This is a genomic window from Maritimibacter alexandrii (assembly GCF_005871115.1).
Lineage (GTDB): Bacteria > Pseudomonadota > Alphaproteobacteria > Rhodobacterales > Rhodobacteraceae > Maritimibacter > Maritimibacter alkaliphilus.
In genome coordinates, this window is the sequence record NZ_SWKQ01000014.1 from 333,990 (window position 1) to 356,202 (window position 22,213).

Here is a 22,213-nt window from a genome sequence, read left to right on the forward strand (position 1 = left end):
GCATCGCCTAGCGTCACGCTAACTCAAAATATTGGTCGGGGAGAAACGCATGGCCGACTTCAAGAAAATCCTCGTGGCGAACCGGGGTGAGATCGCGATCCGTATCCTTCGGGCGTGCAACGAGATGGGCAAGCGCACCGTTGCGGTCTATGCCGAAGAGGACAAGCTGGGCCTGCATCGCTTCAAGGCGGACGAGGCCTATAAGATCGGTGAAGGTCTGGGGCCGGTCGCGGCGTATCTGTCGATCCCCGAAATCATCCGCGTCGCCAAGGAAAGCGGCGCCGATGCGATCCATCCGGGCTATGGCCTTCTCTCCGAGAACCCCGAGTTCGTCGACGCCTGCGACAGGGCGGGCATCGTGTTCATCGGTCCCAAGGCCGAAACCATGCGCAAGCTGGGCGACAAGGCCTCGGCCCGCAAAGTCGCCATCGAAGCGGGCGTGCCCGTCATCCCCGCGACCGAGGTGCTGGGCGACGACATGAAGGCCATCGCCAAGGAGGCCGAAGAGATCGGCTATCCCCTGATGCTCAAGGCGTCGTGGGGCGGCGGCGGGCGCGGGATGCGCCCCATCGAAGGCCCCGACGAGCTCGAGACCAAGATCAAGGAAGGGCGGCGCGAGGCCGAGGCGGCATTCGGCAACGGCGAGGGTTATCTGGAAAAGATGATCACCCGCGCGCGCCATGTCGAGGTTCAGATCCTCGGTGATACGCACGGCAACATCTATCACCTGTGGGAGCGCGACTGTTCGGTCCAGCGCCGCAACCAGAAGGTCGTCGAACGCGCCCCCGCCCCCTACCTCTCTCCGGCCCAGCGCGAGGAGATCTGTAACCTCGGGCGCAAAATCTGCGAGCACGTGAATTACGAATGCGCAGGTACCGTCGAGTTCCTGATGGATATGGAGACGGGCAAGTTCTACTTCATCGAAGTGAACCCCCGCGTGCAGGTCGAGCATACGGTGACCGAGGAAGTCACGGGCATCGACATCGTGCGCGCCCAGATCCTGATCGCGGAAGGCAAGACGCTGACCGAAGCGACAGGGGTGGCCAGCCAGTATGACGTGCAGCTACAGGGCCACGCGTTGCAAACCCGGATCACCACGGAAGACCCGCAGAACAACTTCATCCCCGACTATGGCCGCCTGACCGCCTATCGCACCGCGACCGGGATGGGCATCCGTCTGGACGGCGGCACGGCCTATGCGGGGTCGGTCATCACGCGCTACTACGACTCGCTTCTGGTCAAGGTCACGGCCCACGGCCAGACGCCGGAGCAAGCAATCAAGCGGATGGACCGGGCGCTACGCGAGTTTCGTATTCGCGGCGTGTCGACCAACATCGACTTCGTCATCAACCTGCTGAAACACCCGGTGTTTCTGAACAACGAATACACCACCAAGTTCATCGACACGACGCCGGAGCTGTTCCAGTTCAAGAAGCGCCGCGACCGGGCGACCAAGATTCTGACCTATATCGCGGACATCACCGTGAACGGGCACCCCGAGACCGAGGGGCGGCCCGAGCCGCGCTCGGACCTCAAGCCCCCGGTTCTGCCGACGCTCGCGAACGACACCCCGCCTGCGGGCAGCCGCACGCTGCTCGACGCCGAAGGGCCGGAGGCGGTTGCCAAGTGGATGAAAGAGCAGAAACAACTGCTCATCACCGACACGACGATGCGCGATGCGCACCAGTCGCTCTTGGCCACCCGGATGCGGTCGATCGACATGATCAAGATCGCGCCCGCCTATGCCGCGAACCTGTCCCCGCTCTTCAGCGTCGAATGCTGGGGCGGCGCAACCTTCGACGTGGCCTATCGCTTCTTGCAGGAATGTCCGTGGCAGCGCCTGCGCGACATCCGCGCCAAGATGCCCAACATCATGACGCAGATGCTGCTGCGCGCCTCGAACGGCGTGGGCTATACCAACTACCCCGACAACGTGGTTCAGTTCTTCGTCAAGCAAGCCGCCGAGTCCGGTGTCGACGTGTTCCGCGTGTTCGACTCGCTCAACTGGGTCGAGAACATGCGCGTTGCGATGGATGCGGTGGGCGAAAGCGGCAAGGTGATCGAGGGCACGATCTGCTACACCGGCAACGTGCTGGACCCGGATCGCGCCAAATACGACATCAAATACTATGTCGACATGGCGAAGAAGCTGGAAAAGGCCGGCGCGCATGTGCTGGGGCTCAAGGACATGGCGGGGCTTCTGAAACCCGCCGCCGCCAAGGTGCTGATCCCGGCGCTGAAAGACGCCGTGGACCTGCCCATCCACTTCCACACCCATGACACGGCGGGCATCGCCTCGGGCACGATCCTCGCTGCGTCCGATGCGGGCGTCGATGCGGTCGATTGCGCGATGGACGCGCTCTCGGGTAACACCTCGCAAGCCACCCTCGGCACCGTGGTCGAGGCGCTTCAGTTCACCGAACGCGACACCGGGCTGGACATCGGTGCGATCCGCGAAATCTCGAACTACTGGGAAGCGGTGCGCGGCCAATACGCGGCCTTCGAGAGCGGGCTTCAGGCCCCGGCCTCCGAGGTCTACCTGCACGAAATGCCCGGCGGTCAGTTCACCAACCTCAAGGCGCAGGCGCGGTCCATGGGGCTGGAAGAACGCTGGCACGAGGTGGCGCAGGCCTATGCCGACGTGAACCAGATGTTCGGGGACATCGTGAAGGTGACGCCGTCCTCCAAGGTCGTGGGCGACATGGCCCTGATGATGGTGAGCCAGGGCCTGACCCGCGAAGAGGTCGAAGACCCCAATACCGACGTCAGCTTCCCCGACAGTGTGATCGACATGATGAAGGGCAACCTCGGCCAGCCGCCGGGGGGCTTCCCGAAGGGCATCGTCAAGAAGGTGCTCAAGGGCGACAAGCCCGACACCGAACGCCCCGGCAAGCATCTGGACCCCATCGACATCGAAGCGACCCGCGCCGAGGTGTCGAAGGAGCTTGAGGGCTTCAAGCTGGATGACGAGGATCTGAACGGATATCTCATGTATCCCAAGGTCTTCCTCGACTACATGGGCCGTCACCGGACCTATGGCCCGGTCCGCACCCTGCCGACCCTGACCTATTTCTACGGCATGGAACCGGGCGACGAGATCGAGGCCGAGATCGACCCCGGCAAGACGCTGGTGATCCGCATGAGCGCGGTGGGCGAGACCAACGAGGAAGGCGAGGCCAAGGTGTTCTTCGAGCTGAACGGCCAGCCGCGCACGATCCGCGTGGCCGACCGGTCGGCCAAGGCGACGCAGGCGGCGCGGCCCAAGGCCGATGCGGCCAACCCGCGCCACCTCGGCGCGCCGATGCCGGGCGTGGTGGCGAGCGTCGCCGTGCAGGCGGGGGCCAAGGTCAAGCAGGGCGACCTGCTGCTGACCATCGAAGCCATGAAGATGGAGACGGGCATCCACGCCGAAAAGGCAGCCGTGGTGAAAGCCGTCCACGTCACCCCCGGCGCCCAGATCGACGCCAAGGACCTGCTGGTCGAATACGAGGAATGACGGGTTGGGGCGCGCGTCGCCCCGGCCCTCACGCGTTCACATGGCGCACCACCTCGAACCCCTCGTCCGCGGACGGGGGGACGAAATGCTTGGCGAGCCTGTCGAACTGGTCCTCCGTCACCGCGAAAGGGTGATCGCCGCCCGCATTGCGCGCCCGAAGCCGCGCCCTGGCGACGTCGTCCGGCACGTCGAGCAAATGCATCTGATGCCCCGCGCCCGACGCGTCGATCACCTCGCGCATCCACCGGCGCGTTTCGACCGTGTTCGCGGGGAAGTCGAGCACAACGGACGTGCCTGACCTCAGCAGCGCGACCACGTGCGGCGCCATTGCCGCGCGCAGCTTGGCCGCGCAGCGGACATAATCGGCCAAAGTGGTCATCTCGTCACCGAACAGCGCGAAAAGCCACGCATCCTCGGCGATGACCACGGTGTTCGGCGCCTTGCCCAACCGGGCGGCGAGCGTGGATTTGCCGGACGCGGCCTTGCCGCACAGCAGGTGCAACATGGGTGTGGAACGGGTCATGGGATACCTCGTGCGGTGTTCAGAATGGTGGGACTACGCGGAAAGCCCGGTCAATCAGACCGGGTTCGTAATTCGCGAAAAGGTCGAGACCCAACAATTCGGAACCGAAGTATTCATGCCCTACCCTTGCCATGCCCATGCCGCGAAGTCCATCACGACCGGGCGGGCTGGCGCCACCCGCGCATCCCCCGTAGTCTCGCGGCAGGCGAAGGAGAGGGCGATGGCGGGCAAGGCCGAAACCGACAACATGCAGGCTCTGGCGCAACGGCTCGTCGCCATCATTCACGCCGCCCTGCCCGACGCGACGCTCGGCCAGAAGTGGAACGCGCCCAGTTTCGCGATGGCGGGACGCGACCTCATAACGCTGAACCTGCCGCCCAAGGGCGGTCAGGTGCGCGTGATCTTTCATCGCGGCGCGAAGGCGAAAGACACCGACACCGGCGCCCGGCTGATCGACGAACCCGAAGGGCGGCTGGCGTGGCCCTCGGACCAACGCGCCATCGCTTGTTTCAAGCTTGGAGAGGACATCGACGGCGACTGGCTGTCCCGCGTCTGTCAGAATTGGGTGCGCGCCGCCGCTTTGGGCTGACCTACAAGACGCCTTGTCAGGGTCGGCGGAGCGCCATGGCGCTCCGTCGGTTGGTGACGATCAGCAGTTCTTGCCGCCTTGGCATTGGTTCCCGGAATTTCCGGGATCCTTGTCCCGGCCACCGGTTTCGCCATTGGTGGTCGAGGTCCAGGATCCGTTGTTCCTCTGGCGCTCGCCGCCATTGCCGTTACCGGAGTTGGTGTTCCGGTTCTGATCGACTTGCGCCGCCTTTTCCTCAGACCAGTTGGCGCTGTCGGCGACCACGGCAAAAGGTGCCGTGACAAGTGCAGCCACGGCAATAGAAATGAGAGTTTTTCTCATTGTAGTTCCCCCCGATGTTTGAAAGCGCAAGATCCCTTGCACGAAACAATCATATCACAAATTGCGCAATGATGCAAAATTGAGCACTTTGTGAAAAGTAGATGGGACATTCAACGCAATATATCGTCCCACATCTTGCTCCCGGCCCAAAATACACCTCCGACTGCGTTGTGGGTCGGTCCCATTTGATCTTTCGATATTCCTTGTGACTCACCCAAGGCTGGCGCAGTTTGACCGCGCTCAAGACAGGGGGAGATATGGCGAAACTCACGAAAACCGCCGCGCAACTGGTGGAAGAGGCCCGCGCCCGGATCGATGAGGTCGAGGCATCGGACCTGATCGCGGCCATGGACGACCCGGACACGGTGATCGTGGACATCCGCGATGTGCGTGAGCTGCAAAAGGTGGGGCGCATCCCCGGCTCGGTCCACGCCCCGCGCGGGATGCTGGAGTTCTGGGTCGACCCCGACAGCCCCTATTACCGCGACGTCTTCGGACAGGACGGCAAACGCTATGTGCTGCACTGCGCCTCCGGCTGGCGCTCGGCCCTCGCCGCTGCGGCGCTTGAGGACATGGGGTTCGCCTGCGCCCACCTGAAGGGCGGCTTCACAGCGTGGAAAGCGGCGGGCGGTCCGGTCGAGGACAAGGCCTGACCGGACCCGTGCGACCCTAGCCGAGGTCGGCGGTCGCCACCTCGGTCGTCTCGAAATACAGGCGATAGGTGCCGGGCGCACCGGACCCGAGGAAGTAGAACGTGCGATCCGTCTCGCCGCTCGTCCCCTCGCCCGACCAGTTCTCGGTGTTGGACACGTCGTTACCAATCGTCCCGCGCCGATCCTGCCCCATGGGCACCAGCGGCAGGCCCTCGGGTCCGACAAGCTGAAAGGTTTCGGTCTGGAAATAGGCGGCGTTGTTGCCCTCGTCCTGATCGACGAGCGTGTTCTGCTTGGGATTGATCGTGACCGACACCGCCACGATCTGCCCCATCGTCGGTTTCACCACGCCGTTCACGACCCGGCCCCGGCTTTCGCGGGAGGTCGCCACCTCGTCCATCACCGACAGGCTGTCGATGGTCACGTCCCACAGTGTCGCCGCGGGCGGCAAGTCCCCGACCGGGCCTGACAGGTCGATCGGCAGCTCCAGCTGCGGTTCGTCGTCCTTGCCGATGAGCAGCACCGCCTCGGTCGCGTTCGACGGCACGGTCCAGAGCCCGCTCAACACCGCGTCCTTGTCTTCGTCGGGCCATTTGCGCGGGCGCGACTGGCTGAGGTTCGGCGGCCGGATTTCGACCGCCGGATACCATTTGATCTGCCCCCACGGGCGCAGCCACGCGTCGGGGTCGTCCACACCGGGCAGCTTCAGCGCCTGCGCCTGTGACCCGGAGTAGGACACGCGGTCGACCTCTTCGGACCAGGCCACGTCGAAGACGACCTTGATATAGACGAAATCCTCGGCCTCACCGCTCACCAGCATCTCGGGCGCGCAGCAGATCGAGCCTGCATTGACGTCGGAATGAAGCACCGTGTCGAGTTTCAGAACTTCGACGGACAGCGGCGACAGCGGCGGCGGCGCGGCGTCCTGTGCGGTAACGGGGGTGGCGGCAAGCGCGAGCGCCGCCAAGGGCGCGAAACGGCAGATCATAGAACGTCTCCGATACTAATACTTTGGGTCCAATATCCCAAAAGGGCCGCAGCGCGCGCATCAAGTCAAGCACTACCGTCTTCACCCTGCCCGTTGACACCGGACGGGACGCATCAGACGGTTGGGCAAAGAGCGAAAGGAACGGCGATGGTGCGCCCTGTGGATGTGAGTGTGGAGCGCGTGATCCGGGCGGCGCGGGCCGATGTGGCCGGGTTCGCCGCGGACATGGGGAATGCGCCGCGCTGGTATCGCAACATCAAATCCGTCGAGTGGCGCACCGACCCCTCGACCGAACCGGGTGCACGTGCCGCCTTCGTCGCCGAGTTCATGGGGCGGCGCATCGCCTATACCTATGAAATCCGCGAACATCTGCCCGGCGAACGGCTCGTCATGTCGACCGAGGAAGGCCCCTTCCCCATGCAGACGATCTATGAATGGTCGGATGCCCCGAAGGGCACGCATATGCGGCTGACCAATCGCGGGTTTCCCAGTGGGTTCAAGGCGGTGCTGATGCCGGTGATGGCGCTGGCGATGCGACGGGCGATGACGCAGGACCTGTCCCAACTGGACAAGGTCATGCGGTCGCGGGCCTGACGCGCAGGCGGCGCGGACGGCGCAGCAGCCACTCCGCGACCAGAAGGTTCGGCACCCACGACGCCCAGGCGAGGATCTCGATCGCCTCGACATATGTCAGACCGGCGATGGTGAGCACGACCAGTTCCAGCCGAAGCGTCACCGCCGCGAAGGTCAGCGCGAAGGAGCGTGTCATCCAGCGGCGATGCGCGGCGATGTCGCGCTTCCGTGCGCGCGAGATGCCGATTGCCGTGGTGCCCAGCCACAGGATTGCGAGCGACCCGAAGCCCAGCGACGCCAACGGGCCACCGTTGGACACCGGTGCCATGACCAGCGCGCCGATGGCGGCGATCACGATCGCCACGCCGTAGACCCGCCCCGTCCAACGGTGCAGCGCGGGCCGGCGCGACCGAAGGCGCGGCATAAGCTGGAACGTCGCCGCCGCGAGCGCGATCGGGGCGGCGACCACATGGGCCAGAAACGCGAGCCGGACCGTGTCGATGTGGACGGCCATATCCGGAAACGCCGCGGGCAGCCCCAGCCCGACGAAGCGATAGGAGGCGAAGGCGATGGAGACCGTCAGAACGGTCGCGAAAACAAGCAGCAGGCGGCGGGTCATGTCGGTAACCTCAAATAAACTTTACAACGTCAAGTTTCGCGATTTGCTTGACGCTGTCAAGTTCGGTGATACGGTGCGCCTATGCCGACGAAAAAACCCCATCATCACGGGAACTTGCGGGCCGCGCTGATCCAGGCGGGTCTGGACCTGATCCAATCCGAGGGGCCGGATGCCCTGTCGATTCGCAAGGTCGCCGCGATGGCGGGGGTCAGCCACGCCGCCCCGGCCCACCACTTCCCGTCGCTCGCCCACCTGCGCACTGCCGTCGTGGCCGAAGGCTACCGACGTTTCACCGCGTCGATGGAGGCCGCCATCGCAGAAGCGGATGGGACACCGCGCGACGTGGTCCTGGCGGCCTGTCTTGGATACCTGCGGTTCGCCTGGGCCTACAGCGGGGTCTTCAGCTTGATGTTCGGGCCGAATGTCCACGGTCACGACGACCCGGACCTGCGCGACGCGTCGGACGCCGCCTATGGCGTGCTGGTGCGGATTTGCGCCCCCTTCGCGAAGGACGACGCGGTTCGGACCGAGCTGACGGTCTGGTCGCTCGTCCACGGGTACGCGAGCCTCGCGGTCGCGGGCAATCGAAGGTTGGTGCCGGGCGAGGCCGCCGAGGCGGTCTTTCGCGGCATGTTCGCCAAGCTCGATCTCGGCGCGGCCGAAGCGTGACACCTCGCCCAAAGCGCGGTGGCCAAAAAAATTCGCAATCCGCGCGATTTTGCCCTTGCAGGTCCGAGCACTGTTTTATACATCACCGCTCACCACAGGATGCGGGCGTAGCTCAGGGGTAGAGCATAACCTTGCCAAGGTTAGGGTCGGGCGTTCGAATCGCCTCGCCCGCTCCAAGTGGACCCTCCTTCGAGGATGACGGAAAAGCCGCCTTCGGGCGGCTTTTTTCGTTTTAAGGTAACGCCATGGCGGGCGCCGGTCACCCGGCACCCGCATGGGGCCCCTCTAGCGCCAGCGCAGGTTGTCGCGGCTCAGGTCCGCCACCTTGGCCGCCCCCATCAGGCGCATGTCGCGCTCCACCTCGTCCCTGAGCAAGCCGACCATCCGTTCGACCCCGGCCTGCCCGGCCGCCGCGAGCGGGAACAGGTAGCCGCGCCCGATCCCGACCGCCTTGGCCCCCATGCTCAGAGCCTTGACGATATGGGTGCCGCGCTGAACCCCGCTGTCCATGATGACGTCCAGCTTGTCGCCGACCGCATCCACCACCTCGGCCAGCCCATCGAACGGCGCGCGCGAGCCGTCCAGTTGCCGCCCGCCGTGGTTCGACAGGATCACCGCGTCGCACCCGACCTCGGCGGCCCGTGCCGCATCCTCGGGGTGGATGATCCCCTTGAGGCAGAACTTGCCGCCCCATTCCTCGACCATCTCGGCCAGATCGTCCCAGTTCATCGTCGGGTCCAACATCTCGGTGAAATAGCGCCCGATCGACAGGGTGCCGCCGCCCATGTCGACGTGTTCGTCGAGCTGCGGCAGGCTGAATTTCTCGTGCGTGACGTAGTTGATGCCCCAGGCGGGCTTCATCGCGAACTGCGCCATGCCGCCCAGCGTCAGCCGAAACGGGATCGAAAAGCCCGTGCGCTTGTCACGCTCGCGGTTGCCCCCGGTGATGGAATCGACGGTCAGCATCATCACGTCCACCCCCGCCTCTTTCGCGCGCTGCATCATCGCGCGGTTCAGGCCCCGGTCACGGTGGAAGTAGAACTGATAGACCTGCGGCGTCTTGTGCTTGCGCCGAAGCTCCTCCAGCGACGTGGTGCCCAGCGACGACACCCCGAACATCGTCCCGTATTTCTCGGCCGCCGCCGCCACGGCCCGCTCGCCCCGGTGATGGAACAGCCGCTGGAGCGCCGTGGGCGACAAGTAGAACGGCAAGGCGAGCTTCTGTCCCATGATCTCGACCGACAGGTCGATCTCGTCGGTTCCGCGCAACACCTTGGGCAAGAGATCGACCTGATCGAAACTGTCCGAGTTGCGCCGATACGTGACCTCGTCATCCGCCGCGCCGTCGATGTAGTTGAAGATCGGTCCCGGCAGGCGGCGCTTGGCCAGAGTACGGAAATCGTGAAAGTTATGACAATCCTTGAGCCTCATGGGTCCTCCTGCCAGTGTGTCGGAGGATGCACGCCTCCGTCCCTTGGGTCCGGGGCGACTTAACAGACATCCCGAGGCCAAAGGAATAGGCCAATCCCGCGCATCTGCCGCGCGGCCCGATATTGGCGCCGGATTCTTCGGTCGGACAGGGAACCCGCACAGGGCGGCGGGGCTTTCCACTGTATGTTCGACACTGACACGCAAAGCCCCCGTGACCCGGACCAAGGAGCGCATGACATGCAGACCGAAACGGCGCAGGTCCTGATCACCGCGTCCGAAGCCTATCCGGCTTTCGAGCGCATGGTGTTGAACGCGCGGCGCGACGTGTGGATTTCGATGCGGATCTTCGACCCGACGACCCATCTTTACAGCGACGAGGCCAAGGCGGTGGGCGAAACGTGGTCGGACCTCTTGCGGCACAAGCTGGATGAGGGCGTGCGCTTCACGATCATCATCACCGATTTCGATCCGGTCGCCCGGCCCGATCTGCACGAGCTGTCGTGGCGGTGCCGCGACGATTGCGTCGCCGCCGCCGAGGCGTCGCGCAATCCCGACCTGCTGGACATCGACGTGCACATGCATCCGGCCCGCGTCGGCTGGGCGCATCGCGTCCTGTTCATGCCGGTGACCCGCCGGAAACTGCGCGACGAATGCAACCGCCTGACCGGGATGGACCGGGAGGAGTGCGACACCGTGCTCGCCCACCGCCCCCGGTTCCGCCAGATGATCCGCCGCCGGGCCGGCAAGATGTGGCCGCGTCTCTGGCCGCCTGCCCCGCTTGTGCCGGCCACCCATCATCAGAAGATGGCCGTCGCCGACGGGCGCGTGCTCTACGTCGGCGGGCTGGACCTGAACCCGCGTCGCTACGACGACAAACATCACCGCCGCGCGCCGGAAAAGACGTGGCACGACGTGCAACTGATCGTCACCGGCGAAGTGGCCAAGGCCGGGCTTCGGCACCTGCGGGAGTTTCGCGCGGTCACAGCGGGCGAAGTGCAGCCGTCCGCGTTCGGCGGCGTGCTGCGCACGCTGTCCTGCGACGTTCCCGGCGGGCGGCGACTGGCGCCGCATGAGGTTCTGCGCGAATTGGAAGAGGCCCATCTCAGGCTTATCCGCACGGCCAAGCGATACATCTTCATCGAAACGCAATTCCTGCGCTCGACACCGATCACCGACGCGCTGGTGACGGCCGCCGCCGCTCAACCTGATCTGCAACTCGTCGTTCTGTTGCCTGCCGCGCCCGAGGATGTGGCGTTCGACAGCAGCGACGACATGGACGCAAAATACGGCGAGCAACTGCAAAGCACCGCCGTCGAGCGCCTGCGCGACGCCTTCGGCGACCGCGTCTTCTTCGGCTCGCCCGCGCAACCGCGCCGGATGCAAACCGACGGGCGCGACACGCATTACGACGCCCCGATCATCTATATCCACGCCAAGGTGATGGTGATCGACGACCGCGCTGCGATCGTGTCGTCGGCCAACTTGAACGGCCGCTCGATGCGGTGGGACAGCGAAACGGGCATCGAACTGGCGGAACCGGGACGTGCGGAGCAGGTGTTTTCGCGCTGCTGCGACCACTGGTTCCCGGATGGCGCGCCGGGCGACCTGACCCGCGCCGCGACATGGACCCGGGCCGCGCAGGACAACGCGAAACGCGCACCGGAAGACCGAAACCACTTCATTCTGCCCTATGATGTGGAGCCTGCCGAAAAAATGGGCGAACCATTGCCGGGGGTGCCGGAAGAAATGGTCTGACGGGCGACGGGGACGCGGCAAAAGGTCGTCCCTGCCCTGACGTCAAGAAGGCCGACCCGACGCAAGCCTCTGTTTTCCCTAAGGTAAGCCCGACGTGGGCAAGCGCCATCCCCGACCGCCACGGCGGGACACGGGCCCTTGGCTGAAGCGACCCACGCCGCGACGCGCTAGCCCCGAATTGCCCCATAAAACCAGCCGTCACGCGAATTTGCCGACGCGCCCCAAGAAATGAATCCGGAAAAAACGGGTTTCAGGTTACGCTTTACCAAAGGCCAGCAATTTCAAACGCAACGGATATGGGAGCACGTCATGGCTGACCCAACGCCGAAGGTCCTATTGGTTTACCCGAAGTTTTCGAACGTCTCGTTCTGGAATTTCCTCGAGACCTGCGAACTCACCAATGCGAAATACCCGGCCCCGCCTCTGGGCCTTATCACGGTCGCGGCGATGCTGCCGGGCGACTGGCCCGTGCGTCTGGTGGACACCAACACCGAGGAATTGACCGACGACCAGATCGACTGGGCCGATATCGTCATGTTCTCCGGCATGATCTCGCAACAGCGCCACCTGCTGAACGAGGCCGCCCGGTGCAAGGCACGCGGCAAGGTCACCGTGGTTGGCGGGCCGGATGTCAGTTCCCACCCGGAAATGTATTCCGACGTCGATATTCGCGTCATCGGCGAGGCGGAGGGCGTGCTGGACGAGGTCATCGCCGCGCTGCGCTCCGGCATCCGGTCCGGCGAATTCCGCGCGCCGCTTCACACCGTCGACGTCACCACGACACCGATCCCGCGCTACGACCTGCTCGACCTCGACGACTACCTGATGATTAACGTCCAGCTGTCGCGCGGCTGCCCGTTCCTTTGCGAATTCTGCGACATCATCGAGCTGTTCGGGCGCAAGCCGCGCACCAAGATGGAAGACCAGATCCTGAGCGAACTCGACCGGCTTTACGAGATGGGCTACCGGGGCCACGTCGATTTCGTGGACGACAACCTGATCGGCAACAAGAAATCGGTGAAGGCGTTTTTGCCCAAGTTGGTCGAATGGCAACGCGCGCACGGGTTTCCGTTCGAGTTTTCCACCGAAGCCTCGCTCAACCTCGCCGATGACCACGAGTTTCTGGGGCTGATGCGCGACGCGGGCTTCTTCACCACCTTCGTCGGCATCGAAAGCCCGGACCCCGACGTGCTGGTCGCGATGAAGAAAAAGCAGAACACCAAACGCGACATCGCCAAGTCGATCCATACCATCCAGAGCTACGGGATTTTCGTCATCGCCGGGTTCATCGTGGGCTTCGACAACGAAAGCGAACATGCGGCCCAAGGCATGATCGAGTTGATCGAGGAGGCGTCGATTCCCGTCGCCATGGTCGGGCTTCTGACCGCCCTGCCCAACACGCAGCTTCAACGCCGGCTCGAAGCTGAGGGGCGGCTCGACCCGATGTTCGGCGTGCTCGAAAAGGACGACGACGGGGATCAGTGCGTCTCGGGCCTGAACTTCCAGACCCTGCGCCCGCGCAAAGATATTCTTGGTGAATACTATACGGTCGTCGACACCATCATGGCGCCTGAGAGCTTTTTCCAGCGCGTGCGCAACATGGTCGACCTTCTCGACCCGTCCGGTCCGTCGGGCGATCTGAGCCGGAAGATGATCGTCAAGGATGCCAAGCATCTGATGACCTTCTTCTGGAACGCAACGACCAAGCGCCCGGATCTGCGCGGGCATTACTGGCGGCTGCTGGCCTATGTGCTGCGCAAGAAACCCCGCGCGATCAAGCACGCACTCTATTGCGCCGCGCTCTATGCGCATCTCGGCCCGTTCAGCGAATACGTGAAGCGCGAGATGAAGGACCAGATCGCCTTTTGCGAAAAGCACCCGGACGCGAATGCGACGGAAGTCTATCGTCGTCGCATGGGCGAAGGCAGCTTCGGCACCGAAGACACCAAAGAGCTTACCGCCGCAGAATAGAGAATCGCATTCGTTTCAACGTGATACGGGCGCGCCTTCAACCTTCTTCCAGATCGCCGCCACCTCCTCCGCGGTCAGGTCGAGCGTGAACTCGTGGCGCAGGACCGCAGCAAGGTCATTTGCATCCGCGATCATCCGCGTGTCCAGATCCGGGGGCAGCCCGCGCGAAAACGCCCGGTTGAACAGGGTCACGCGGCCCCCCGGCCCATGGAACGAGGCCATGAGGTTCGCGGGAAACGGCGCCTTGTCCCAGCACGCCGTCACCACGTTCGCCGCCTCGATATCCACCGGGCGCACCGGGTAGTCGTCGAAGCCCCAGAGCGAAACCCAGTCCGCCCCCGCCAGACGCTCGATCACCGTCTCGCCGCTCGCGGCGTCCGCACGGAACCGATAGCGCCCGTTCGGCGCGTCGTGCTCGACGTCGAAGCGAAGCGCGAGCGGGACGAGCGGGCTATGCCCCCCGAAGCCCACGTCGGTCAGCCAGGTCTCGCCGTCGATGTCGACCAGATGCGCCTGATGCGTGCGCGCGCCGCCCTCGGGCGCCCCGTTGCGCACGCGCCCGAGAAGCGGCGTGATTTCATAGCCGAGCGCGCGCAGGGCACCGGCGTAGAGCCCGTTGTGCTCGAAACAGTAGCCACCGCGCCGACGCGTCACCATCTTGTCGAACAGATCGTCGGGCGCGAGTGACGGCACCCTGCCCAATAGCGGCTCGGTGTTCTCGAACGGCACATGGGTCATATGCGCGCGGTGCAGCCGGAACAGCCCCTCGCGCCCCGAACCGGGGGTCGGCAATTCGAGCCGGGCGAGATAGGCGGTAAGGTCGAAATCCATCAGAAAAGCCGAAAATATTCGGCCTGCTCCCACTCCGACACGGCGGCGAGATAGCGGGACCACTCGGCCCGCTTGAGCGTCAGAAGATGTGCGACCGTCTCGGACCCGAGCGCATCGGCATAGAGGTCGGAGGCCGCGAAGGCGGCGATCGCTTCGCCCAGCGAGGCGGGCAGCGGCTCCGGCCCTTCGCCATAGGGCCGTTCCACCGGGGCGGGCGGGGTCAGGTCGCCCTCGATTCCGGCGAGGCCGCTGATGATTTGCGACGCGAACAGAAGGTAAGGGTTGGCCGCCGGGTCCGCGACACGATTCTCAATCCGGCTGGCCGGATCGCCCGGCGCGACAAGCGCGCGTAGCATGGTTCCCCGGTTGTCCATCCCCCAAGCGATGCGGTCTGGGGCGAGCTGGAATTGCGTATAGCGTTTGTAGCCGTTGACGGTGGGCGTGGTCAGCACACAGCTTTCGCCCGCATGGGCCAAGAGCCCCGCGACCCATTGACCCGCAAGGTCGTTCAAGCCCTTGGTATCGCTCATGAAAAGGTTCACGCCCGTCTCAGCGGATACGAGCGACTGATGCACGTGCCAGCCCGAAGCGGCGGCGTTGTCGACCCTTGGACGGCACATGAAGGTCGCATGCTTACCATCTGCGGCGCAGACCTCTTTCACCAAGGTGCGGAACATGACCATGGCATCGGCCTGCGTGACCGGATCGGCGGGGTCGAAGGTGAACTCGAACTGGCTTGGCCCCATCTCGACCTCGGTCGAGCGGACTGGCAGGCCGATCTCTTCCGCCGCACGGCGAAGGCGGTCCATCAGGGGTTCGAGCTGGGCATAGACGGTTTCGGTCAGGAACTGGTAGCCGGGGGCCAGCGCGCGCGTGTGTGGCGGCGCGGGCGGCATCGTGGTGTCGGCATGGTTCAGACGCGGGTCCACCACGTCGAACACGTGAAACTCGACCTCCAGCCCGATCCGCATCTCGATCCCGCGTTCGGCGAGCCGCGCCACCTGACGGCGCAGGATCGCACGCGGATCGAACGGCATCTCTGCCCCGTCACCCCTACGGACATCGCACAGGAGCCAGCCGGAATGCGGCGACCACGGCAGACGCCGGAAGGTGGCTGCATCCGGCACCAAGAGCACATCCGAAGCCCCGGCCATGGGCACGTCATCCCCCGACCACACCGGAAAGGCCGTGCGCCCCGACGTGTCCTTGAGCAACAGCGTCGAGGGCACCTTCATCCCATCCGCCAGCACCGATCCCAGCGCCCGCGTCGCGATCACCTTGCCGCGCAGCACGCCATGCGGATCGGTGAACAGCACGCGCACCGTTTCAAGGCCTTCGGACCGCACATGCGCCAGAAGTTCGGCCCCCGCCGCCGTTTGGTCGTCGGTAAGCAGCCCAAGCCGCGCCAGCGCGCCCGAGGCGATCCTGTCCCTGTCCGCGCTCACCCGTTCACCCGACCTTCGCGTCCCAACCCGTGCAGGCCGCACGGCGTGCCGCATCGCCTTCGGTATAGGCGCGCACCCAATCCCCGTCGTTCGAGATCGTGTCGTTCGCGAGCGGCCCGGTCAGCGCGGCGACGTCGGTGCCGTTCTTCATCGGCAGCGCATCTTCGTTCCCCTCTTCAAGCGCCTTGATCGCCGCCCGCAGCCGCCGCCGGTTCGCGATGATCGCCTTGTCGGTCTTGCCGAGGTGTTCCTTGGTCCGGTCCTGAATGCGCCCCATCGATTCCACCGCCCACTGGTCGTGCACGTTGATGTCGAGGCCCATGCCGGTATAGGTCAGCCGATCCTGCTCGTCCGCGTTGTAGCCATACTGATTGCGCTTGTTCTTGAGCGGTGCGTAGTCGGGCAGCCGATGCTCGGCCAGACGCTGCTCGCGCATCAGCTCCTTGTTCACCGGGTCACCGAAGCTCGTGAACATCGAGTACCAATAACAGGTCTCGTCATCGACGGGGACGTGCCACTGGGTGATAATCATCTCGCGGCTCATCGGGATCGTGATCGCCTCGGGGAAAATCTGGTTCGTCACCCGCACATGCGTGCGCCCGTCGTCCAGATTGCGCAGGGCGATGACCCGCATACCGTAGTCTGTCTCCTCGACCTCGATCTCGGGGCGCGGATAGTCGCGCAGAAGCTGCGTCATCGGGATCTCGGTGTTCGCCGCCTTGTCGCGGAACTGTTTACCGTAGCCGTCGGACGGGTCTTCGTCCTCCAGAAACCGATGCAGGAACGAGGCGTGCGCGGGGTCGATGCCCACCTCCAGCGCCTGAAGCCAGTTACACTCCCACAGACCCTTGAAGGCGAAGACATGGCTGTCGGGCGCACGGAAACAGTCGAAATTCGGGAACGGCGGCGGATCGCCCGGCCCCATGTAGGCAAAGATGATTCCGTTCCGTTCCTCAACGGGATAGGAGGTGGTCTTGATCTGCTCATGCATCTTCGAGCCTTCCGGCTCGCCGGGTTGTTCGACGCATTGCCCGGTCCGGTCGAAGTGCCAGCCGTGGAACGGGCAGCGCAGACCGTTGTCCTCGAGCCGCCCGTAACACAGGTCCGACCCGCGATGCGGACAGTGCCGGTCGATCAGGCCCAACTCGCCCTCGGAATCGCGAAACAGAACCAGTTCCTCGCCCAGAAGCGTGACGGGCACCACGGGCCGCTTGCCCGCCAACTCGTCGCTCAGCGCGGCAGGCTGCCAATACCGGCGCAGCACCTCGCCCGCAGGCGTTCCCGGCCCGACTCGCGTGATGGTGTCGTTGAGTTGCTGGCTTATCATGATGCCTCCCTGCCGATCGTTCGCAGCGCAATGGTTACAGGGTTTGACCGGAAGGACAAATGCTTTGACCATGGCAGCACGCAGCGGGAGGGTTCGCGAATGTGGAAAGCCTTGGTCGTCGCCTGTGCCACCTGGCCGGGCGCAGCCCTTGCCGATTGGGTGCCGGTCGCGCCGATGCCCGCGCCGGCGCAGGAAATCTATGGCGACACGCATGACGGCCTGTTCTACACGCTCGGCGGCTTCGACGACCGGGGCCGCCCGACCGACGCCGCGCGGGCTTACGATCCGGTGGCGGATACGTGGCGCGACCTGCCGCCCCTTCCCGCGCCGCGCCACCATGTCGGCGTATCGGTCGTCGGCGACACGCTGTTCGCGCTCGGCGGGTTTCAGGGCGTTCCGCCGGTCTGGGCTGCTGTGGACGAGGTTCTGGCCTTCGACCTGACGGACGGGACGTGGCGGAACGCGCCGCCCCTGCCCGTGCCGCGCGGCGAGCATGTGAGCGCGGCGGTCGGCGGCAAGATCCACGTCATCGGCGGGCGGGTTCCCCGGCGCGACGGGGCGGACCGTTTCGAACATCACGCCGACACCGCCCGGATGGACGTCTTCGACCCGGTCACGGGCCGTTGGACACGCGGGCCGGATGCCCCCACGGCCCGCAACAGCGCCGCAGGCGGCGTGATAGACGGGCGCATCCATGTGGTCGGCGGGCGACAGTTCGGCACGGACGGCCAAATCCGCAATGTCGCTATGCACGAGGTATTCGACCCCGCCACGGGCGCATGGGAGACCCGTGCGCCGATGCCAGAGGCACAAGGCGGCCTGTCCGCCGCCGTCTTGAACGGCAAGCTCTACGCGTTCGGCGGCGAGGTCTTCGTCCCGCGCCCGAGCGTGTTCGCCGAAAGCTGGGTCTACGACCCCGGAACCGACACCTGGTCGCCCCTGCCCGATCTGCGCACCCCCCGCCACGGCACGACCGCCGCAGCCCTGGGCGGCGCGCTTTTCGTCTTCGGCGGCGCAAAGGTCGCGGGCTTCGGCGCGGTCGCGACGGTCGAACGACTGGAACCGTAGCGGCATTTCGATGTGGGGGAGTGGTGGGCGACCCTGGAATCGAACCAGGCATGGGTCTCCCCGGCGGAGTTACAGTCCGCTGCCGCACCTTGCAGCTCGTCGCCCGAACCGGGGTTGCCCCCGGCGCGTGGGGGGCTGATTACCTGTGCGCCCCTGACCCGTCAAGCCGAAAATCCCTTGCACTCGGCCCCGGTGGCTGCGCATTGTCCGGGCCTGTCGAAACAGGGGTGCACGCGTGTCGAAGAAACCGAAATGGGTGGTCGAAAAAGAGAAGTCCAAGCGGGCTGCGGCGGCGGAAACCGTTTGGCTTTTCGGTCTGCACGCGGTGCGCGACGCGCTGGTGAACCCGCGGCGGGACAAACTGCGACTCGTCGTGACCAAGAACGCCGCCGACAAGCTGGCCGACGTCATTATCACGGGCGGGATCGAGCCCGAAGTGGCGGACCCGCGCAAGTTTCCCGTTCCGCTCGACCCCGGCTCGGTCCATCAGGGTGCCGCGCTCGAAGTCAAACCGCTCGACTGGGGCCGGCTGGAGGAGGTCTGCATGGGTGACGGCGACCGGCCGCCCGTCGTCGTCCTGCTCGACCGCGTGACCGATCCGCACAACGTGGGCGCGATCCTGCGCTCGGCCGAAGTGTTCGGCGCCCGCGCCGTGATCGGCACCAAGCACCATTCGGCACCCGAAACCGGCGCCCTTGCCAAGACCGCATCCGGCGCGCTCGAACGGCAGCCTTATCTGCGCGTCACGAACCTCGCCGACGCGATGGGGACGCTCAAGGACATGGGCTACACCGTTCTGGGCCTTGCCGGAGAAGCCGATGACGACATCGCCGACGCGCTCGCCCCGCTGTCAGGGCACGCCGTCGCGCTCGTGATGGGGGCCGAGGGGCCGGGGCTGCGCCAGAAAACCCGTGAAACCTGCGATGCGCTCGTGAAAATCCCCTTCGCCGCCGAGTTCGGATCGCTCAACGTGTCCAACGCCGCCGCCGTCTCGCTCTATGCCGTCACGCGGGCACAGGGCGTTGCGCCCCGGCCCTGATCGGAGCAGACCGCCCCCATGACCATCCCGCGTTTCCTGGCCCTCGCGGCCCTGCCCGTCACGCTCGCCGCCTGCACGCCGCAGACGGACGAAGCCCCGTTCGTCGATATGGAGAACCCCGCTTCGGTTCATTGCGGCAGTATCGGCGGCGAGACCGTCATCAAGGACGGGCCGGACGGTCAGACCGGCTATTGCCGCCTTCCAGATGGGCAAATGGTCGATGAATGGGCACTCTACCGGGACGCGCAGACCGCCTGACCGCGAAGTGTCGGCCAATTCCCGCCGAATGCTCCCCTCCTTTCACAGATTCTTTATTCACCCTTTTTCTGCGGTGGGCGCATCATATGTGTCATGGCGAGACCGGGTGGTGGAACGCCCGCAATCTCACTTCACTGTCCCTCGTTCCACAAACTGCGCCCGGGTCCCCTTCCGGGCGCTTTTTTTTGGCCCCGCAGCGCCATCGCGCCACCGCGATCGAATGACCGCTTTCCTCCAACTCCGCTTGGGATACTGTCGCGCCATGACACAGAGCTATTCAGACGAATTCATCTCCGGCATCCTGACGGACACCAAGACCATCGCCGTCGTCGGCTGGTCGCCCAACGAAGCCCGCCCGTCGAACCGGGTCGCGCGCTTTCTGTCCGCCAAGGGCTACCGCGTGATCCCGGTGAACCCCGGCCAGGCCGGGCAGGAGGCGCTTGGCGAAACCGTCGTCGCCTCGCTCTCCGACATTCCCCGCGACTGGCCCGTCGACATGGTCGACATCTTCCGCCGCTCGGACGCGGTCGGGCCGGTGGTGGACGAGGCGCTCGAGGCGCTCCCCGCCCTCAAATCCATCTGGATGCAATTGGGCGTGGTGAACGAAGATGCCGCCGCCGCCGCCCGCGCGGCAGGGGTCGACGTGGTGATGGACCGCTGCCCCGCCATCGAATACCCCCGCCTCCTTGGCTGATCGGCTGGCGCCGGGCGACCTGTTCGTCACGACGCGCAAGAAACCGGACCCGGACGAAGTGGCCGACGCGCAAGCGATCGCGCACCGCTTTGATCTGCCCTTTGCCGAGCGTGCGGGCCGCTCCATCGCCCATCATGCGCGTGAAACCGGGCGCCCGGTGGGGCTGGTGGTCAAGCGTGAGGCGATCACCATCGTTCAGGGCAGCCGCCGTCTGGGATTTCACCCCAATCTCGCCGCCCGCCGGGTGGGCGATGCGGGCCGTACCGACCATTTCATCGCCTCGTCCGGAATCGGTCCCGGCGACCATGTGCTCGACTGCACCTGCGGCATGGGCGCGGACGCGATCGTCGCCGCGCAGACGGTCGGCCCCACGGGCCGCGTCGTCGCGCTCGAGGCCGACCCGATCCTCGCCCTTATCGTCGCGCGCGGTCTAGCCCGATATGACGCAGCGCCAGCCCTGATCCCCGCCATGCGCCGGATCGAACACCTCGCCGCACATGCCGACACGTTCCTCGCGGCCCAGCCCGACGACAGATTCGACATCGTCGCCCTCGACCCGATGTTCGCCTGGCCGCAGGAGGGCGCGCATGGGCTCGACCTCGTCCGTCTTTTCGCGTCCGACTGGTCCCCCAGCCCAGCGACCATGGAACACGCCGCCCGCGTCGCCCGCCGCGCGGTCGTCATGGCCGACGGCGCGCCCGGCCCACGCCTCACCGCGCTCGCCGTCCCGATCGTCAGCCGCGACCGCCGCCGCTGGTGGGGCCGGATCGACCGCGCGTCCTGACCTTCTTCGTTTTTCAAATACTTCGGAGAGCGCGAGAGGCTGGCCTCTCGCACGGGTCGGGGTGGGCGCAAGCCCGGCCCGATCCGTCTACCGCGATGCCTTTTCGGCAATTCCCGACGTGCCTTCGCGGCGGTCGAGTTCCGCCAGCACATCCTTGAACAGCACATCGCGGGCGGCCAGCATGACGAGCAGATGATACAGCACGTCCGCCGCCTCGGAGGTCAGCTTTTCCCGGTCGCCCTTCACCGCCTCGATGATCGCCTCGACCGCCTCTTCCCCGAATTTCTCGGCGCATTTTTCCGGCCCGCGGGCCAGCAATGCGGCGGTCCAGCTGTCGCGCGGGTTCACGCCCCGGCGTTTCTCGATTGTTTCGGCAAGTCGGTCCAGCGCGCTCATTCGATCCTCATGGGGATGCCCGCGGCGGCCATGTGCTCCTTGGCCTCGCGGATGGTGAAATCACCGAAGTGAAAGATCGACGCGGCCAGCACGGCGCTCGCCCCGCCTTCCGTCACGCCCTCGACGAGATGGTCGAGCGTGCCCACGCCGCCCGAGGCGATGACCGGCACGTCCACCGCATCCGAAATGGCGCGGGTGAGCGGCAGGTTGAAGCCCGCGCGCGTGCCGTCGCGGTCCATCGAGGTGAGCAGGATTTCCCCGGCCCCCTTCGCGACAACCGTTTTCGCGAATTCGACCGCGTCGATGCCGGTCGGTTTGCGCCCGCCGTGGGTGAAGATCTCCCACCCGCCGCCCGCGACCGTCTTGGCGTCGATGGCGCAGACGATGCATTGCGAGCCGAAGCGTTCAGCGGCCTCGGCGATCACGTCGGGGTTGGCCACGGCGGCGGAGTTGAAGCTGACCTTGTCGGCCCCCGCGAGCAAAAGCGCGCGCACGTCCTCATGCGTGCGCACCCCGCCACCCACGGTCAACGGCATGAAGCACTGCTCGGCCGTGCGCCGGACCAGATCGAACATCGTCCCCCGGTTCTCATGCGTCGCGTGAATGTCGAGAAAGCACAACTCGTCCGCCCCAGCGGCGTCATAGGCCTTGGCGGCCTCCACCGGGTCGCCCGCGTCCCGCAGATCGACGAAATTGACGCCCTTGACCACGCGGCCATCGGCCACGTCGAGGCAAGGTATGATGCGGGTCTTGAGCATGTGCCCTCCGGGGATCGTCGCGGTC

Annotated in this window: 22 protein-coding genes and 2 tRNA genes; 13 read left to right on the forward strand and 11 right to left on the reverse strand. The window is 65.6% G+C overall.

Translation table 11 applies throughout. From position 1 onward, the window contains the following. Positions 1–49: 49 nt before the first annotated feature. Positions 50–3,496 carry a pyruvate carboxylase gene (locus FCT00_RS18345; RefSeq protein ID WP_138424162.1) on the forward strand — a complete coding sequence of 1,149 codons (3,447 nt, stop codon included), beginning with the start codon at positions 50–52 and terminating at the stop codon, positions 3,494–3,496. A 28-nt stretch (positions 3,497–3,524) separates the two neighbouring features. On the opposite strand, the gene FCT00_RS18350 is transcribed toward FCT00_RS18345, so the two are convergent. Beyond that, positions 3,525–4,019, reverse strand: a complete 495-nt coding sequence (locus tag FCT00_RS18350; RefSeq protein ID WP_171043042.1) for an AAA family ATPase — start codon at positions 4,017–4,019, stop codon at positions 3,525–3,527. Here FCT00_RS18350 and FCT00_RS21615 point away from each other — a divergent pair. Then, on the forward strand, positions 4,000–4,608 hold the full coding sequence (locus FCT00_RS21615; protein ID WP_212748025.1) for a DUF1801 domain-containing protein: 609 nt from the start codon (positions 4,000–4,002) through the stop codon (positions 4,606–4,608). The genes FCT00_RS18350 and FCT00_RS21615 overlap by 20 nt on opposite strands. A gap of 60 nt (positions 4,609–4,668) precedes the next feature. Here FCT00_RS21615 and FCT00_RS18360 read toward each other — a convergent pair whose 3' ends face one another. After that, positions 4,669–4,929, reverse strand: a complete 261-nt coding sequence (locus FCT00_RS18360) for a hypothetical protein (protein ID WP_138424163.1) — start codon at positions 4,927–4,929, stop codon at positions 4,669–4,671. A 257-nt stretch (positions 4,930–5,186) separates the two neighbouring features. On the opposite strand from FCT00_RS18360, the gene FCT00_RS18365 reads away from it, so the two are divergent. Beyond that, a complete protein-coding gene (locus FCT00_RS18365; protein ID WP_138424164.1) occupies positions 5,187–5,582 on the forward strand; it encodes a rhodanese-like domain-containing protein in 396 nt (131 codons plus the stop codon). 16 nt (positions 5,583–5,598) lie between these two features. Here FCT00_RS18365 and FCT00_RS18370 read toward each other — a convergent pair whose 3' ends face one another. Then, on the reverse strand, positions 5,599–6,570 hold the full coding sequence (locus FCT00_RS18370) for a hypothetical protein (protein ID WP_138424165.1): 972 nt from the start codon (positions 6,568–6,570) through the stop codon (positions 5,599–5,601). 147 nt (positions 6,571–6,717) lie between these two features. On the opposite strand from FCT00_RS18370, the gene FCT00_RS18375 reads away from it, so the two are divergent. Further along, positions 6,718–7,164, forward strand: coding sequence for an SRPBCC family protein (locus tag FCT00_RS18375; RefSeq protein ID WP_138424166.1), 447 nt, complete (start codon positions 6,718–6,720; stop codon positions 7,162–7,164). On the opposite strand, the gene FCT00_RS18380 is transcribed toward FCT00_RS18375, so the two are convergent. Then, positions 7,145–7,762, reverse strand: coding sequence for a DUF2306 domain-containing protein (locus FCT00_RS18380; RefSeq protein WP_138424167.1), 618 nt, complete (start codon positions 7,760–7,762; stop codon positions 7,145–7,147). The two genes, FCT00_RS18375 and FCT00_RS18380, sit on opposite strands and share 20 nt — an antisense overlap. An 81-nt stretch (positions 7,763–7,843) precedes the next feature. Between FCT00_RS18380 and FCT00_RS18385 the strand changes: the two genes are divergently transcribed. Then, positions 7,844–8,431: a TetR/AcrR family transcriptional regulator gene (locus tag FCT00_RS18385; RefSeq protein WP_138424168.1), complete on the forward strand. Its 588-nt coding sequence runs from the start codon at positions 7,844–7,846 to the stop codon at positions 8,429–8,431. Between the two features lie 101 nt (positions 8,432–8,532). Continuing rightward, positions 8,533–8,607: transfer RNA gene (locus FCT00_RS18390), tRNA-Gly, on the forward strand. A 109-nt stretch (positions 8,608–8,716) separates the two neighbouring features. On the opposite strand, the gene FCT00_RS18395 is transcribed toward FCT00_RS18390, so the two are convergent. Next, positions 8,717–9,862, reverse strand: coding sequence for an alpha-hydroxy acid oxidase (locus tag FCT00_RS18395; RefSeq protein WP_138424169.1), 1,146 nt, complete (start codon positions 9,860–9,862; stop codon positions 8,717–8,719). A 237-nt stretch (positions 9,863–10,099) separates the two neighbouring features. On the opposite strand from FCT00_RS18395, the gene FCT00_RS18400 reads away from it, so the two are divergent. Both FCT00_RS18400 and FCT00_RS18405 read left to right on the forward strand, forming a co-directional pair. Further along, positions 10,100–11,617: a phospholipase D family protein gene (locus FCT00_RS18400; protein ID WP_171043043.1), complete on the forward strand. Its 1,518-nt coding sequence runs from the start codon at positions 10,100–10,102 to the stop codon at positions 11,615–11,617. Positions 11,618–11,926: 309 nt separating this feature from the next. Further along, positions 11,927–13,588 carry a B12-binding domain-containing radical SAM protein gene (locus tag FCT00_RS18405; protein ID WP_138424171.1) on the forward strand — a complete coding sequence of 554 codons (1,662 nt, stop codon included), beginning with the start codon at positions 11,927–11,929 and terminating at the stop codon, positions 13,586–13,588. Between the two features lie 15 nt (positions 13,589–13,603). Here the strand turns inward: FCT00_RS18405 and FCT00_RS18410 are convergent, their stop codons facing one another. The 3 genes from FCT00_RS18410 to FCT00_RS18420 are packed head-to-tail and all read right to left on the reverse strand — an operon-like array spanning position 13,604 to position 17,191. Continuing rightward, positions 13,604–14,419 carry an arylamine N-acetyltransferase family protein gene (locus FCT00_RS18410; RefSeq protein WP_138424172.1) on the reverse strand — a complete coding sequence of 272 codons (816 nt, stop codon included), beginning with the start codon at positions 14,417–14,419 and terminating at the stop codon, positions 13,604–13,606. Then, a complete protein-coding gene (locus FCT00_RS18415; protein ID WP_138424173.1) occupies positions 14,419–15,864 on the reverse strand; it encodes a glutamine synthetase family protein in 1,446 nt (481 codons plus the stop codon). Before FCT00_RS18415 ends, FCT00_RS18410 begins: the two co-directional genes overlap by 1 nt. Positions 15,865–15,868: 4 nt before the next feature. Next, on the reverse strand, positions 15,869–17,191 hold the full coding sequence (locus FCT00_RS18420) for an aromatic ring-hydroxylating dioxygenase subunit alpha (RefSeq protein WP_138424174.1): 1,323 nt from the start codon (positions 17,189–17,191) through the stop codon (positions 15,869–15,871). 99 nt (positions 17,192–17,290) lie between these two features. Here FCT00_RS18420 and FCT00_RS18425 point away from each other — a divergent pair, with 99 nt between their 5' ends. Next, positions 17,291–18,259 carry a Kelch repeat-containing protein gene (locus FCT00_RS18425; RefSeq protein WP_171043044.1) on the forward strand — a complete coding sequence of 323 codons (969 nt, stop codon included), beginning with the start codon at positions 17,291–17,293 and terminating at the stop codon, positions 18,257–18,259. A gap of 21 nt (positions 18,260–18,280) precedes the next feature. Here FCT00_RS18425 and FCT00_RS21535 read toward each other — a convergent pair. Beyond that, positions 18,281–18,364: transfer RNA gene (locus FCT00_RS21535), tRNA-Tyr, on the reverse strand. Positions 18,365–18,494: 130 nt separating this feature from the next. On the opposite strand from FCT00_RS21535, the gene rlmB reads away from it, so the two are divergent. The 4 genes from rlmB (at position 18,495) to FCT00_RS18445 (ending at position 21,034) form a co-directional block, all read left to right on the forward strand. Further along, positions 18,495–19,298, forward strand: a complete 804-nt coding sequence (gene rlmB / locus FCT00_RS18430; RefSeq protein ID WP_138424176.1) for a 23S rRNA (guanosine(2251)-2'-O)-methyltransferase RlmB — start codon at positions 18,495–18,497, stop codon at positions 19,296–19,298. 18 nt (positions 19,299–19,316) lie between these two features. Continuing rightward, positions 19,317–19,556, forward strand: a complete 240-nt coding sequence (locus tag FCT00_RS18435; protein ID WP_138424177.1) for a putative hemolysin — start codon at positions 19,317–19,319, stop codon at positions 19,554–19,556. 262 nt (positions 19,557–19,818) lie between these two features. Then, a complete protein-coding gene (locus tag FCT00_RS18440) occupies positions 19,819–20,250 on the forward strand; it encodes a CoA-binding protein (RefSeq protein WP_138424178.1) in 432 nt (143 codons plus the stop codon). Then, the gene (locus FCT00_RS18445) at positions 20,243–21,034 is read left to right on the forward strand and encodes a class I SAM-dependent methyltransferase (RefSeq protein WP_138424179.1); all 792 of its coding nucleotides are present in this window, start codon (positions 20,243–20,245) and stop codon (positions 21,032–21,034) included. The genes FCT00_RS18440 and FCT00_RS18445 overlap by 8 nt, the downstream gene beginning before the upstream one ends. Before the next feature lie 87 nt (positions 21,035–21,121). On the opposite strand, the gene FCT00_RS18450 is transcribed toward FCT00_RS18445, so the two are convergent. Both FCT00_RS18450 and hisF read right to left on the reverse strand, forming a co-directional pair. Continuing rightward, positions 21,122–21,430 (reverse strand): phosphoribosyl-ATP diphosphatase, encoded by a 309-nt coding sequence (locus FCT00_RS18450; protein ID WP_138424180.1) that lies wholly within the window; start codon positions 21,428–21,430, stop codon positions 21,122–21,124. Further along, positions 21,427–22,188, reverse strand: coding sequence for an imidazole glycerol phosphate synthase subunit HisF (gene hisF, locus FCT00_RS18455; protein WP_138424181.1), 762 nt, complete (start codon positions 22,186–22,188; stop codon positions 21,427–21,429). The genes FCT00_RS18450 and hisF overlap by 4 nt, the downstream gene beginning before the upstream one ends. Between the last annotated feature and the right edge of the window lie 25 nt (positions 22,189–22,213).